This is a genomic window from Rummeliibacillus sp. G93, assembly GCF_023515935.1.
Lineage (GTDB): Bacteria > Bacillota > Bacilli > Bacillales_A > Planococcaceae > Rummeliibacillus > Rummeliibacillus stabekisii.
In genome coordinates this window covers 2,163,411-2,177,456 of sequence record NZ_CP097314.1, presented here as the reverse complement: position 1 = coordinate 2,177,456, position 14,046 = coordinate 2,163,411, and the positions used below count along the sequence as shown (strand labels likewise).

Annotated in this window: 14 protein-coding genes; 13 read left to right on the top strand and 1 reads right to left on the bottom strand. The window is 39.6% G+C overall.

The genetic code is table 11. From position 1 onward, the window contains the following. Window positions 1-15 precede the first annotated feature (15 nt). The 7 genes from M2M59_RS10870 to M2M59_RS10840 all read left to right on the top strand — a co-directional run bounded on the left by M2M59_RS10870 (window position 16) and on the right by M2M59_RS10840 (window position 6,388). Window positions 16-378 carry a VOC family protein gene (locus M2M59_RS10870; RefSeq protein ID WP_249774585.1) on the top strand — a complete coding sequence of 121 codons (363 nt, stop codon included), beginning with the start codon at window positions 16-18 and terminating at the stop codon, window positions 376-378. Between the two features lie 210 nt (window positions 379-588). Beyond that, entirely contained in the window at window positions 589-1,236 is a 648-nt protein-coding gene (locus M2M59_RS10865; RefSeq protein ID WP_249774584.1) for a FadR/GntR family transcriptional regulator, read from the top strand. A 1-nt stretch (window position 1,237) separates the two neighbouring features. Further along, a complete protein-coding gene (gene accD, locus M2M59_RS10860) occupies window positions 1,238-2,095 on the top strand; it encodes an acetyl-CoA carboxylase, carboxyltransferase subunit beta (protein WP_066788844.1) in 858 nt (285 codons plus the stop codon). Continuing rightward, entirely contained in the window at window positions 2,095-3,051 is a 957-nt protein-coding gene (gene accA / locus M2M59_RS10855) for an acetyl-CoA carboxylase carboxyl transferase subunit alpha (protein WP_066788841.1), read from the top strand. Before accD ends, accA begins: the two co-directional genes overlap by 1 nt. Before the next feature lie 138 nt (window positions 3,052-3,189). Then, window positions 3,190-4,149, top strand: a complete 960-nt coding sequence (gene pfkA / locus M2M59_RS10850) for a 6-phosphofructokinase (protein ID WP_066788838.1) — start codon at window positions 3,190-3,192, stop codon at window positions 4,147-4,149. An 18-nt stretch (window positions 4,150-4,167) separates the two neighbouring features. Further along, a complete protein-coding gene (gene pyk, locus M2M59_RS10845; protein ID WP_249774583.1) occupies window positions 4,168-5,928 on the top strand; it encodes a pyruvate kinase in 1,761 nt (586 codons plus the stop codon). 70 nt (window positions 5,929-5,998) lie between these two features. Then, entirely contained in the window at window positions 5,999-6,388 is a 390-nt protein-coding gene (locus tag M2M59_RS10840) for an FxsA family protein (protein ID WP_249774582.1), read from the top strand. Here M2M59_RS10840 and M2M59_RS10835 read toward each other — a convergent pair. Then, window positions 6,369-7,427, bottom strand: coding sequence for an AI-2E family transporter (locus M2M59_RS10835; protein WP_249774581.1), 1,059 nt, complete (start codon window positions 7,425-7,427; stop codon window positions 6,369-6,371). The genes M2M59_RS10840 and M2M59_RS10835 overlap by 20 nt on opposite strands. Window positions 7,428-7,581: 154 nt before the next feature. Here M2M59_RS10835 and citZ point away from each other — a divergent pair, with 154 nt between their 5' ends. From citZ to pnpS, 6 genes are all read left to right on the top strand, one after another. Next, complete coding sequence (gene citZ / locus M2M59_RS10830) at window positions 7,582-8,697, top strand: citrate synthase (protein WP_147195974.1); 1,116 nt, start codon at window positions 7,582-7,584, stop codon at window positions 8,695-8,697. A gap of 183 nt (window positions 8,698-8,880) precedes the next feature. Continuing rightward, window positions 8,881-10,146: an NADP-dependent isocitrate dehydrogenase gene (gene icd, locus M2M59_RS10825; RefSeq protein ID WP_066788824.1), complete on the top strand. Its 1,266-nt coding sequence runs from the start codon at window positions 8,881-8,883 to the stop codon at window positions 10,144-10,146. A gap of 75 nt (window positions 10,147-10,221) precedes the next feature. Beyond that, window positions 10,222-11,160: a malate dehydrogenase gene (gene mdh / locus M2M59_RS10820; protein ID WP_249774580.1), complete on the top strand. Its 939-nt coding sequence runs from the start codon at window positions 10,222-10,224 to the stop codon at window positions 11,158-11,160. A gap of 118 nt (window positions 11,161-11,278) precedes the next feature. After that, window positions 11,279-11,725: a MaoC/PaaZ C-terminal domain-containing protein gene (locus M2M59_RS10815; RefSeq protein WP_249774579.1), complete on the top strand. Its 447-nt coding sequence runs from the start codon at window positions 11,279-11,281 to the stop codon at window positions 11,723-11,725. Window positions 11,726-11,753: 28 nt separating this feature from the next. Then, complete coding sequence (locus tag M2M59_RS10810) at window positions 11,754-12,464, top strand: response regulator transcription factor (protein WP_066788816.1); 711 nt, start codon at window positions 11,754-11,756, stop codon at window positions 12,462-12,464. Then, window positions 12,464-13,999 carry a two-component system histidine kinase PnpS gene (gene pnpS, locus M2M59_RS10805; RefSeq protein WP_249774578.1) on the top strand — a complete coding sequence of 512 codons (1,536 nt, stop codon included), beginning with the start codon at window positions 12,464-12,466 and terminating at the stop codon, window positions 13,997-13,999. The genes M2M59_RS10810 and pnpS overlap by 1 nt, the downstream gene beginning before the upstream one ends. Window positions 14,000-14,046 lie beyond the last annotated feature (47 nt).

Below are 14,046 nucleotides of genomic sequence, written 5' to 3'. Positions count from 1 at the left end.
GCTGGAGGGATTTTTATGATACTCGGATTGCACCACGCTCAAATTACGATACCTAAAGGAACTGAAGATCAAGGGAGAGAATTTTATTGTGGCATTCTCGGATTGTCAGAAAGGGAAAAGCCTGAATCACTGAAGGGTAGAGGTGGTTTTTGGTTGGAAGTCGGAGATCGAGAAGTCCATGTTGGAACAGAAGAAGGCTTTGACCGATTAACAACAAAAGCCCATCTGGCCTATCAAGTGAAGAATCTATCAAGCTGGAAAGAAAAATTAGAGCAGAACGGAATTCAGATTATTGAGGGTGTTCCAATTCCTGGTTTCAACCGTTTTGAGTTCAGAGATCCATTCGGAAATAGAGTTGAAATGATTGAGGCGCTTTAGTTTGTCAGCCTATCTTTTTAACTCTTTTACAAACTTTGCTGTAAAACCAAAAATCACTATGAAATCATAGAGAATTTGTCTAAACTGTGTGACTATCGCACAGTTTTTTTCTATAGCACTTTACTAAAATATATATTTTTTGCTATCATTATAAACAAAAGTGGTCTGACCACATTTTTCGACAATTTATTTATAGTAGGGAGATATAGCATGAGCGCTGAAAAGCCTGCTACAAAAATGTTTATCCAAATTGTGCGGGAATTACGGGGGATTATTCAAGATGAAGAAATTCCACCCGGGGGCAAAATCCCATCAGAACGAGTGCTGGCTGAACGATTAAATGTTGGGCGTTCATCCATAAGAGAAGCGCTCCGTAGTCTAGAATTGCTGGGTTTAATTAAGACGCGCAGAGGTGGAGGTACCTTTGTAGCTGATTTTAATAACCATCAATTAGTCGAAGTATTGGCTATGTTTATTCTGCAAGAAGAAAAAGATATTAGAAACGTGCAAGCGGCACGGATGATTATTGAGCGTGATGCCATTCGAATAGTGGCTGAGGATGAGGCGCTCAGAAGTCTGCCGGTTTGGGAAAGTCTGTTAACGAATGTGATTATGAATGGAAAGATTGAGCGTGAAGACGTCATGAGAGAAATTATGATTGCATCACAAAATAGGCTTGTCTTAAAAATTTGGATTCTCTTAAAACAATACAGTAATGAACCCTATAAAAATCAATCAACGGCCGAAGAACAGCCGATAATTAAAATGTTTTTGAGTGAACTGATGCTAGGCCATACACAAAAAGCGATTGTGGCTTTTGAGGAATGGGCAGCGCTACTACATAAAGGGAGAGAATGACATGAGTATTCGCGATATATTTAAGAAAAATAAACCTAATCGAAAAACGATGACAAGCAAGGGACAACATGATGTACCTGAAGGAATTGTGACAAAATGTCCTGAATGCAATCATGTTATGCTGACAAAAGATTTGCAAAAAAATCAAAAAGTTTGTCCGAATTGCCAATATCATCACAAATTAACTTCCCAAGAACGTATAGAGGATTTCTTGGACGAAGGCACTTTCGAATCATTTGATGATCATTTGCAAACAGTCAATCCGTTAAATTTCCCCGGGTATGTTGAAAAAGTGAAATCTGATATGAAAAAGACAGGCTTAAATGAAGCTGTTTTAACGGGCACAGGCATGTTAGAAGGAAATAAAGTGGTTGTCGCTGTGATGGACTCTTTCTTCCGCATGGGGTCTATGGGATCTGTAGTCGGTGAAAAAATCACAAGAGCGATTGAAAAAGCGACAGAGCTTGGTGTACCATTTATTATCTTCACTGCTAGCGGCGGTGCGAGAATGCAAGAAGGTGTAATATCGCTCATGCAAATGGCTAAAACTAGCGTTGCATTAGAACGTCACGGAGCAAAAGGAAATTTGTTTATTTCCATCATGACTCACCCTACAACAGGGGGAGTATCTGCTAGCTTTGCATCCCTTGGTGATATTAACTTGGCGGAACCACAAGCGCTGATTGGTTTTGCAGGGCGCCGAGTAATCGAACAAACTGTAAGGGAAAAATTGCCGAATGATTTCCAAACAGCGGAATTCTTACTGGCACATGGTCAACTAGATGCTGTTGTCCCTCGCTCTGATATGCGTAAAACGGTTGGCACTTTAGTGAAATTGCACGTGAAGGAGGCAGTCTAATGGTAAAAACATTACCTTTTGAAGAACCACTTGTTCAATTGAAAACAAAAATTACTGAGTTGAAGGAATATACTTCTGACGCAGAAGTAGATTTAACAAAAGAAATTACACAATTAGAAGAACGATTCACCAATCTTGAAAAAGATATATATCATAATTTAAAACCGTGGGATCGCGTGCAAATCGCGCGCCATCCTGAGCGTCCGACAACACTTGATTATGTGAAGGTTTTATTTGACGATTTTATCGAACTTCACGGTGACCGTAATTTCGGTGATGACGAAGCAATCGTAGGGGGAGTCGCTTCATTTGAAGGAACACCAATCACGATTATTGGCCATCAACGCGGGAAAGATACAAAAGAAAACATTCGTCGCAATTTTGGTATGCCTCATCCCGAAGGTTACCGAAAAGCGTTACGCTTAATGAAGCAAGCTGAGAAATTTAAACGACCTATCATTTGCTTCATTGATACAAAAGGAGCTTATCCCGGAAAAGCAGCAGAAGAACGCGGACAAAGTGAAGCGATTGCTCGGAATTTATTAGAAATGGCAGGATTGAAGGTACCGATTATTAGTGTTGTTATCGGTGAAGGAGGAAGCGGCGGTGCACTTGCTTTAGGTGTTGCAAACCATGTGCATATGCTGGAAAACTCCACTTACTCTGTTATTTCGCCTGAAGGTGCCGCTTCTATTCTTTGGAAAGATGCAACGCTAGCTCAAAAAGCGGCAGAAGCGATGCGTATTACGGCTCCAAATTTAAAAGAAGAAGAGATAATTGAAGAAATTGTTCCAGAAGTTTTAGGAGGCGCACATAAGGATATAGATACACAAGCATCCTATTTGAAAGAAGTTCTTTCCAAATCATTGAGTGAGTTGAAAACACTAGATGAAGAACAATTAATCGACCAACGCTACAACAAATTTAGGAAAATTGGTGTTTTTTCCGAAGAATAGTACAAAAAGACGTCTGACAAGTGCAATTAATGGTATATTATAAAGTAAAAGGCTGTTTTAAACGAAGAAAAGTCGTTTGAATCAGCCTATTTCTTTCATTCTATAGGATCAATCCTATCAGCAGGAGGATTTATACAAATGAAAAAAATTGGTGTGTTAACAAGCGGTGGAGATGCGCCTGGTATGAATGCAGCTGTTCGGGCAGTTGTCAGAAAAGCAATTTTTCACGGCATGGAAGTCGCGGGCATTTATCACGGCTATCAAGGGTTAATCAATGGTAATATTGAAAATCTAGACGTAGGCGATGTAGGTGATATCATCCAGCGGGGTGGCACGATGCTACATTCCGCCAGATGTCTAGAATTTAAAACAGAAGAAGGGCAAAGAAAAGCAATCAGCCAGCTTAAAGAGCATGGCATCGAGGGCTTAGTCGTTATCGGCGGAGATGGTTCTTATCGAGGAGCCTTAGCTTTGAGCAAATTAGGTTTCCCTAGCGTAGGTGTTCCAGGAACGATTGATAATGATATTCCTGGCACTGATTACACCATCGGTTTTGATACAGCTTTAAATACCATTATTGAAAGCATAGACAAAATCAGGGATACAGCAACTTCCCATGAGCGCTCGTTCATTATTGAAGTAATGGGACGCGATGCAGGTGACTTAGCATTATGGGCTGGCCTTGCTGGCGGTGCTGAAACTATCCTTATTCCAGAAGTTCCATCAGATATTGATGGACTTGTCAGACGCTTAGAGCAAGGATATGAACGTGGCAAAAAACATAGTATTATTATCGTCGCAGAAGGTGTTATGTCTGCAGGCGAGTTAGCTACACTATTAAAAGAAAAAGCGGATATAGAAACAAGAGTATCAGTATTGGGACATATTCAACGCGGTGGTTCGCCGACGGGTCGCGATCGTGTATTAGCCAGCCAACTCGGTGCAAAGGCAGTGGAAGTTTTAATGGAAGACCGAGGCGGAGTGGCAATTGGCATTCGTAACCATCAGGTGGTAGACTATGAATTGAGTGAAGCGTTTAATAAAGCACATAAAGCGGAATTATCTATGTATACCCTTTCGCAAGAACTATCGATCTAAAATTGGAGTGGTACTATAATGAGAAAAACTAAAATTGTTTGTACGATTGGACCAGCTAGTGAATCTAAAGAAACACTGATTGCCTTAATTGAAGCTGGAATGAATGTGGCTCGATTAAACTTTTCACACGGAAGTCATGAAGAACATGGAGCGCGAATTAAAACGATTCGTGAAGCAGCTCAAGCAACGGGAAAAGTAGTAGCAATCTTGCTTGATACTAAAGGACCTGAAATACGTACACATAATATGGAGAATGGCGCTATTGAGCTTACTGCAGGCCAAACGATTGATATCTCTATGTCTGAAGTGCTTGGCAATGAAAAAATGTTCTCAATTACGTACGAAAAATTAATTGAAGATGTGAGAGAAGGTTCTGTCATTCTACTTGATGATGGATTAATTGAACTTCAAGTGACAGGCATAGATAATGAGGCAGGCATTATCCATACGCTTGTCGTGAACGCAGGAGTACTTAAAAATAAAAAAGGCGTGAATGTTCCAGGCGTTTCTGTTCAATTGCCAGGAATTACTGAAAAAGATGCAGAAGATATCTTATTTGGTATTCAGCAAAATGTAGACTTTATCGCAGCTTCTTTTGTACGTCGACCATCAGATGTAATGGAAATTCGTCATTTGCTAGAGGAAAACGAAGGCAGCCATATCCATATCATTCCTAAAATCGAAAACCAAGAAGGCGTTGATAACATTGATGAGATTATCCAAGTCTCTGACGGCTTAATGGTGGCTCGCGGTGACTTAGGTGTAGAAATACCAGCAGAAGAAGTACCTGTTGTCCAAAAAAGTTTGATTTCTAAATGTAATTGTGCTGGCAAACCGGTTATCACAGCTACTCAAATGTTGGATTCTATGCAACGCAACCCACGTCCAACACGTGCAGAAGCAAGTGACGTAGCCAACGCTATACTTGATGGTACAGATGCTATCATGCTTTCAGGAGAAACAGCAGCAGGCCTATATCCTGTAGAAGCTGTTAAAACGATGGACAAAATTGCCCACCGAATTGAGGAAACATTAGACCACCAACGTTTCGTTAATGAGCGTAGCAAAGAAAAAGGAACAAATCTGACAGAGTCGATTAGCCAAGCAGTAGCAGATACTTCATTGAACTTGCAAGTTGCGGCCATCTTAGCGCCGACTGTAAGTGGAAACACAGCTAAAATGATTGCGAAATACCGTCCAGGTGTTCCAATTATCGCTATGACGTCTTCACAAGAAGTTTGCCGCAACCTGGCTTTAGTATGGGGCGTCGTACCAGTAGTAGGACCAAAAGTTACATCAACAGATGAAGTATTGGAGCAAGCAGTCCATTCTAGTCTAGAAAAAGGATACGTAAAACATGGGGACCTAGTTGTCATTACAGCAGGTGTACCAGTAGGTGAAGCTGGTACAACCAACTTAATGAAACTGCATGTAATTGGAGATATGATTACAAAAGGGCAGGGCATCGGCAAGACTACAGCAATCGGTAAAGCACTAGTAGCACGCAATGCTGAGGAAGCATTAGCACAAGATCCGACAGATCGCATTATAGTAACAATTGGTTCTGATCGGGATATGATGCCTGCCTTAAGTAAATGTGCTGGTTTGATTACAGAAGAAGGCGGTTTAACAAGTCATGCCGCAGTAGTTGGCCTGAACTTAGGCATACCAGTTATCGTAGGGGTTAAAGACGCCACAAAAATTATTTCAGAAGGGCAAGAAGTATCAATGGATGCCGTTTCTGGGGTAATCTATTACGGTTCTTCGCGTATACTGTAGTTTGACAGTTGCTAATTAGCCATGACTATATTCAGTAATGGTGCTTCTCCAACAAAAAGAGGTGAAGGACATGAAAAAGTTTCTCCTACTATTAATCGCAATTCCGTTCATTGAACTGATTTTTGTGATGCTTTGTGGAAAGATGATTGGGCTTTTACCCACACTATTGTTGATCCTTTTCACAGGAATATTAGGTGTATATATGGCGAAAACAAAAGGATTAAAAGCCTTTGAACAGCTACAGAAGTCGATCAAAAACGGACAAGCTCCTGGTGATGCCATTATTGATGGAGTATTAACGTTGATAGGTGCTATTTTATTAGTCTTGCCTGGCTTTGTTTCGGATATTTTAGGTTTATTGCTTATGCTTCCATTCGTACGGAAAATGGCGAAACCCGGAATTTATTACTGGCTACGTAAAAAAATGAAGAGTAAGCAAACTATCTTGATGCAAAGATAGGATGTTGCTTGAATTTAACGGCTATTAAAAGAACAAATGGACTGATGATAATGCCTGCTACTCCAAAAAGTAATAAGCAAATGGCACTGATGATAAATGCATGGACTGAACGGATTTGCATGGTAGAAGCCCACATCATAGATTCTGCAAATTGCCTGATTAGTTGAATAGCCACATAAATCACGAGAAGTTGGATACCTAGAGCAACTTTTCCTATAATGATGAATACGGCGCCTAAAGGAATTAGAAATAAACCTATTCCTAAAAAAGGCAGAAAGTCACAAACAGAAACTAAGAAGGCTTTACCGACAGGTTGTTCGAAACCCAATGCATAAAATGATATCGACAGTAATGCAAATGTTAATATAGCAAGCCGAATTTCGACACCAATGAAATAGCTGAATAATAAAGCAGCTTCTTCAAATATCCTTTGAATAGATTCTCTAAAACGAGCAGGAATATAGACAAAAAACCATTGTCTATTCCTGCTTGTTTCATATAGAGCAAAGTAGAAAGCAATGATAAATATCGTTACTTCCACTAGATTTTGCATAATATCTTGGATGGATTGAAAAATCTTCGATAACATAACATCGATTAGAGAAAGTAATTGATCTTGAATTTGAGCGATAATTCCTGATGGAATATGAATCAATGCAGACATTTCGGATAAGCGGCTTTTAAGCACAGGCAACGTATCGATTAGAACAGTTGCTATAAATAAAAAGACAGCAGCAATGCTCGCAATAATGAAGATTTCAGCCAGTAATGCTGCTAAAAAAGAGGGGACTTTCAAACGTTTATGTAAAAAATGAAGAATAGGCGATAGAAAGTATGCGAACACAATGGCGAGCGTAATTGGCAATATGGCCCAAGAAAATAGAGCTAAAAGCAGTACAAAGCCCCAAAATTTGAGCTTTGATTGCAATTTTTTATCAGAAATTTTTATAATTATTCCTCCAACTCCCACTAATTCCTTTAAGTTACATTTAATCGAAAATTCTATTAATTGCTTAATAAATGCATAGATAATCTCCAAAAATCCAATTTTTTAATGAATGAGTGTTTTTCATTCACAAATACGACAAAGTTTATTATAATATCATTGTAAGCGATTTACTTATAGGTTCATATGGATCACGTTCAATGTTGATATTATCAACATAATTTGGTACAAAAAGGAGCGAGATAAAATGGCAACAACTAAAGGTTTAGAAGGCGTTGTAGCAGCTGAAACAAAAATTAGCTCAATCATTGATGATACTCTTACATATGTAGGCTATAACATTGATGATTTAGCTGAAAACGCATCTTTTGAAGAGGTAGTGTACTTACTATGGCACACACGCTTGCCTAAAGCGGACGAACTAGCAGAAATGAAACAACAGCTAGCTGAGCAAATGGAAGTGCCACAAGCAGTGCTAGACCACTTCAAAACTTACGACATCAAAGCAGTACATCCTATGGCTGCCTTGCGTACAGTAGTTTCTTTACTAGCTTTATATGATGAAGATGCTGAAGTTATGTCAGACGAAGCGAACTATCGCAAAGCAATCAAATTGCAAGCTCGCATGGCAACAGTTGTAACAGCATTTGCTCGTATTCGTGCAGGCAAAGAACCGATTGCACCGAAAAAAGATTTATCTTATGCGGCAAACTTCTTGTACATGCTTTCTGGTAATATTCCAGAACCAATCGAAGAAGAAGCATTCAATAAAGCTTTAGTGCTTCATGCAGACCATGAACTAAATGCTTCTACATTCACTGCTCGTGTATGTGTAGCTACATTATCTGATATGTATTCAGGTGTTACTGCAGCGATTGGCGCTCTTAAGGGCCCTCTTCATGGTGGTGCCAATGAACAAGTGATGAAAATGTTATCAGAAATTGGTTCTATTGATAATGTTGAATCTTATATCCAAAATAAATTAGACAACAAAGAAAAAATCATGGGCTTCGGACACCGCGTATACCGCCAAGGCGATCCTCGCGCGAAGCACTTACGTGATATGTCTGAAAAATTAACAAAACTTAACGGCAATCCTGAACTTTACGAAATGTCAGTGAAAATTCACGATATGATCGTAGAGCAAAAACACCTTCCAGCAAATGTTGATTTCTTCTCTGCATCTGTTTATGACGCGTTAGGTATTGAACACGATCTATTTACACCAGTATTTGCGGTTTCACGCGTATCTGGTTGGGTAGCTCATATTCTTGAACAATATGCGAACAACCGTCTAATCCGTCCACGTGCAGAATACGTTGGACCAGGCATGCAAACTTATGTGCCAGTAGAAGAAAGATAGTTTGCAAGATTTGGTAAGTAAACGGCAAACATTGGAATATTCCTAATGTTTGAGCGTTGAACCCAGCATTACAGGCAGCGGCTGCCAAGAAGGTGTCGTGCACGTAAATGTAGGGTAAAATAAATAGGGCGACGCTTCTATAGCGCTTGCCCTATGTGTATGAATATAGGAGGCAAGGAACAAATGGCTAATGACAAAATCGTAGTAGAAAATGGTGTACTAAACGTACCAAACAATCCTGTAATTCCATTTATCGAAGGTGACGGTATCGGTCCTGATATCTGGGCAGCTGCTTCACGCGTTATCGATGCTGCAGTAGAAAAAGCGTACAATGGTGAAAAGAAAATTGAATGGCTTGAAGTTTTAGCTGGCCAAAAAGCATTCGACAAAACAGGTGAATGGCTGCCACAAGAAACTTTAGACAAAATCAATGAATATTTAATCGCTATTAAAGGTCCTCTTACAACACCAATCGGTGGAGGTATCCGCTCTCTAAACGTGGCGCTTCGCCAACAACTTGACCTTTATGTTTGCTTGCGTCCTGTACGTCATTTTGAAGGTGTTCCTTCTCCAGTTAAACGTCCAGAAGATGTTGACATGGTAATCTTCCGTGAAAACACTGAAGATATCTATGCTGGTATTGAATACAAAGAAGGTTCAGATGAAGTGAAAAAAGTCATCAACTTCCTTAAAACAGAAATGGGCGTAAACAAAATCCGCTTCCCAGAAACTTCTGGTATCGGTATTAAACCTGTTTCAAAAGAAGGTACAGAACGCTTAGTACGTGCTGCAATCAACTATGCAATCAAAGAAGGCCGCAAATCGGTTACTTTAGTTCATAAAGGTAACATCATGAAATTCACTGAAGGTGCTTTCAAATCATGGGGCTATGCAGTAGCTGAAAATGAATTTGCAGACAAGACTTTCACTTGGAACCAATATGATGCTATTAAAGAAGAAAAAGGCCAAGAAGCTGCTGATAAAGCTCAAGAAGAAGCATTATCTGCTGGTAAAATCCTTATTAAAGATTCTATCGCTGATATCTTCTTACAACAAATCTTGACTCGTCCAAAAGAATTTGATGTTGTTGCAACAATGAACTTAAACGGCGACTATATTTCTGATGCACTGGCTGCACAAGTTGGTGGTATCGGTATTGCTCCAGGAGCGAATATCAACTATGTATCTGGACACGCTATTTTCGAAGCTACACATGGTACAGCTCCTAAATATGCTGGTTTAGATAAAGTAAACCCATCATCAGTACTACTTTCAGGCGTATTAATGCTTGAACACTTAGGCTGGAAAGAAGCTGCTGATTTAATCACTGCTTCTGTGGAAAATACAATTGCTTCTAAAGTTGTAACTTATGACTTTGCGCGTCTAATGGACGGTGCGAAAGAAGTAAAAACATCTGAATTCGCAGATGAACTAATCAAAAATATGTAATTTAACAAAAAGGAAAAGGGAACAGTTTTGCTCCCTTTTCCTTTTTTTACACTATACGAAAAGGAGCGGGTAAGAATGGCAACTAATCGAAAAAAAATTTCCGTTATTGGAGCAGGTTTTACTGGTGCAACAGCTGCATTTTTATTAGCGCAAAAAGAATTGGGTGATGTTGTTTTAGTTGATATTCCTCAAGCAGAAAATTCTACGAAGGGTAAGGCTTTAGATATGGCAGAAGCTGCACCTGTACTAGGATTTGACGCGAAAGTCATCGGCACAGCAAACTACGAAGATACCAAAGGTTCGGATATCGTCATTATTACCGCAGGTGTTGCTAGAAAGCCCGGTATGAGCCGAGATGATTTGGTGCAAATCAATCAATCTGTCATGAAATCTGTTACTGCAGAGATTGTAAAGCATGCGCCTAATTCTACTATTATCGTGTTGACCAATCCGGTCGATGCGATGACATACACCGTATATAAAGAGTCAAGCTTCCCGAAAAATCGTGTTATTGGCCAGTCAGGAGTTCTAGACACTGCACGCTTCCGCACGTTTGTCGCTGAGGAATTAAATCTTTCTGTTAAAGATATTACTGGCTTCGTGCTTGGTGGTCATGGCGATTCAATGGTGCCACTTACCCGCTATTCGTATGCTGGGGGAATACCGCTTGAAACATTAATTCCAAAGGAACGCCTAGATGAAATTGTGGCTCGCACACGGACAGGCGGAGGAGAAATCGTCAACTTGCTTGGTAATGGCTCTGCGTACTACGCGCCGGCTGCTGCTCTTGTAGAAATGGCTGAGGCCATCTTACGTGATCAACGTCGGATTTTACCTTCCATTGCCTACTTGGAAGGTGAATACGGCTACAATGGGATATATCTTGGAGTACCAACAATTCTCGGAGGCGATGGCATCGAGAAGATTATTGAGTTGGAATTAACCACAGATGAAAAAGCCTCTTTGGACAATTCGGCTGAAGCTGTAAAAAATGTGATGAATGTACTTTCCTAGCATCTAAAGCAGGGGATGGGCAATAGTTGCCTATCCCTTTTAATTTTGGATAATAACTCGATTTTTCAGTCAATTGCTGATACTATGGAAATATAGAAAGCTCTAAAGGGGGGTTCTTGTGTTACTCGATAAAAAAAGAAAACTCGGAAAAAGTTTAGAAGAACTAGCCGTAGGCGATTCAATCTTGCTGACAGAGAAAATTGAAGATAAAGATCTCTTGTTGTATTTAGGTCTTACCAATGACAATAACCCATTATACATTCAACATGACTATGCTGCGGAAACATCTTTTGAAAAACCCGTAGTGCCTGCAATCATGCTTGCAGGTGTTGTTAGTTCTGCCGTTTCTAAGCATCTGCCAGGACCAGGCTCCTATATAAGAGAGCAACACTTCCAATACCCAAAACCCTTGTATCATTACGATACGATAAGTATTGAGTTAATATTGAAAGAAATCAAACGTGAGCAATCTGAAGTTATTATTTCAGTCGAAGGAAAAGACAGTAAAGAAGAGATTGTATTAAAAGGAACTATTGTCGCAGTTCCGCCTACACATCCATTATAAAGTTTTCTACTACTGCGGAGGCAAAAACATGAACCCAAAGGTTTTAATTATTGAAGATGAAATTTCGATATCAACATTATTAGAATACAATTTAAAACAAGCAGAATATGATGTAATTACAGCTTTAGATGGCCAAGAAGGCTTAAAGCGTGCTATAGAAGAACAACCAGATTTGATTTTGCTAGATCTGATGTTACCAAAATTAGACGGTATGGAAGTTTGCAAAGAACTTCGTGTACAGAAGATCAACACACCTATTATTATGCTGACAGCAAAAGACGATGAATTTGACAAAGTGCTAGGGCTCGAATTAGGCGCAGACGATTATATGACAAAGCCTTTTAGTCCCCGTGAGGTCATTGCCCGCGTTAAGGCAGTTTTAAGACGATCAAAAGTAGGCGAACGGCAAGCGAAAGAAGAGACAAGTGAGCTAGTTTATCATATGGGACATCTTAAGGTGCTTCCAACACGCTTTGAAGCCTATTTAGACGGAAAACCACTTGAATTTACACCAAAGGAATTTGAACTATTAATCTATCTATTACAAAATAAGAATAGAGTGCTTACCCGCGATCAATTATTAAGCTCTGTTTGGCATTATGATTTTGCTGGCGATACGCGGATTGTAGATGTCCATATCAGCCATTTGCGTGAACAGATTGAAGAAAATAGCCGAAAACCTAAGTACATAAAAACAATTCGTGGTTTAGGCTATAAATTTGAGGAGCCTAAAGTTTAATGCACTCATTGCGATTCCGTTTACTGTCTATATTTGGTACATTATTTCTTGTTACATTGGCTGGTCTGGGCTTTACACTAGGGCAGCTTTTTCCGCTTTTAGTAAAAGATTCGATGGCCACCAATACATTGGAGTCTAAAGAAAATGTGTCACAAGCCATTGAAAAGCTGCCTTATCCTATTACTCAAACAGAAAAAAATCAGGTTATAGATTCAATTGCCCACAATACAAAAGCGCAAGACTTAACAGATATCCGCTTACAGCTTTGGTTGTTAATCGGCATTATTTTTGTAGTGGCATTTATTTTGTTGTTATTTGTGACCGACCGTTTAATTAAAAATCTAGCAAGGCCTATTGATCATGCGAGAAAGACAGCCCTTCAATTAGCTGAGGGTAATTACCGTGCAAGAACATACGAAATAACAGGCTCACCTACGCTCCGATTAAGCAAGGCGATGAATGTCCTAGCAAGAAGTTTGCAGGAAATCATGACGACAAGAGAGATAGAACAAGAACGTTTAAAAACCTTAATTGAAAATATGGGAAGCGCGCTAGTGATGATTGGTAGGAAAGGTGAAATTACCATTACCAACCGTATTTTTACGGAATTGTTTCATCAGGAGTACGCAGAGATACAGCAACAGCAATTCCGTCATTTGGGATTGCCGGAAGAGTTGGTCGATTTTGTAGACCATGTATTCATGACAGAAGTGCCATATAGAAAGCAGCTGCATTTAAAAATACAGCAAGAATTCCGCGATATAGAAGTATATGGAGCGCCGGTAGTTGGTGAACATGGCCTTTGGCTTGGCGTTGTAATCGTAATTCACGATATTACGGAAGTGGTCATGCTTGAACAGATACGCAAAGATTTTGTAGTGAATGTTTCGCATGAACTAAGGACCCCTGTTACGTCGATTAAAGGTTTTTCAGAAACACTCTTGGATGGTGCTTACAATGATCAAAGCACTTTACTGTATTTCTTAGATATAATCAACAAGGAGAGCAATCGGCTACAAATTCTTGTCAATGATCTTCTAGACTTATCGAAGATTGAGCGACTAGGATTTACGGTCAATATGGAAAAAACAAGCTTGCGTGATATTATTGTTCAAACGGTTGAAATGATTCACTCAAAGTTAGAAGCGAAAGAGATGGAGTTTGAAGCAGAAATAGACCAAGATGTCATCATTAATGGAGACCCCCATCGGTTGGTCCAAATACTCTTGAACCTTATGGACAATGCCATCAATTATTCAGAAGAAAATTCAAAAATTATATTAAGGCTTTATAAAAAAGGACATGAGGGAATTATTGAAATAGAAGATGAAGGGGTAGGTATCCAAGAAGAGGAGATTCCTCGGGTATTCGAACGTTTTTATCGTGTGGACCGTGACCGTAGCCGTAAATCAGGTGGTACCGGTTTAGGCCTAGCAATCGTCAAGCATTTAGTAGAAGCACACCATGGCAAAATACAAGTTGACAGTGTTGAGGGAAAAGGAACAACCATGCGACTGTTTTTCAATCTAGCGTAAAACGAGGAATTAGTTTCCTCGTTTTTTTTATTTGGTTAAAATGCATT

Coding starts and splice junctions, on each gene's coding strand:
- M2M59_RS10865 (WP_249774584.1), top strand. CDS start 589: ATGAGCGCTGAAAAGCCTGCTACAAAAATGTTTATCCAAATTGTGCGG.
- accA (WP_066788841.1), top strand. CDS start 2,095: ATGGTAAAAACATTACCTTTTGAAGAACCACTTGTTCAATTGAAAACA.
- accD (WP_066788844.1), top strand. CDS start 1,238: ATGAGTATTCGCGATATATTTAAGAAAAATAAACCTAATCGAAAAACG.
- pfkA (WP_066788838.1), top strand. CDS start 3,190: ATGAAAAAAATTGGTGTGTTAACAAGCGGTGGAGATGCGCCTGGTATG.
- M2M59_RS10810 (WP_066788816.1), top strand. CDS start 11,754: ATGAACCCAAAGGTTTTAATTATTGAAGATGAAATTTCGATATCAACA.
- pnpS (WP_249774578.1), top strand. CDS start 12,464: ATGCACTCATTGCGATTCCGTTTACTGTCTATATTTGGTACATTATTT.
- citZ (WP_147195974.1), top strand. CDS start 7,582: ATGGCAACAACTAAAGGTTTAGAAGGCGTTGTAGCAGCTGAAACAAAA.
- M2M59_RS10840 (WP_249774582.1), top strand. CDS start 5,999: ATGAAAAAGTTTCTCCTACTATTAATCGCAATTCCGTTCATTGAACTG.
- M2M59_RS10870 (WP_249774585.1), top strand. CDS start 16: ATGATACTCGGATTGCACCACGCTCAAATTACGATACCTAAAGGAACT.
- mdh (WP_249774580.1), top strand. CDS start 10,222: ATGGCAACTAATCGAAAAAAAATTTCCGTTATTGGAGCAGGTTTTACT.
- pyk (WP_249774583.1), top strand. CDS start 4,168: ATGAGAAAAACTAAAATTGTTTGTACGATTGGACCAGCTAGTGAATCT.
- icd (WP_066788824.1), top strand. CDS start 8,881: ATGGCTAATGACAAAATCGTAGTAGAAAATGGTGTACTAAACGTACCA.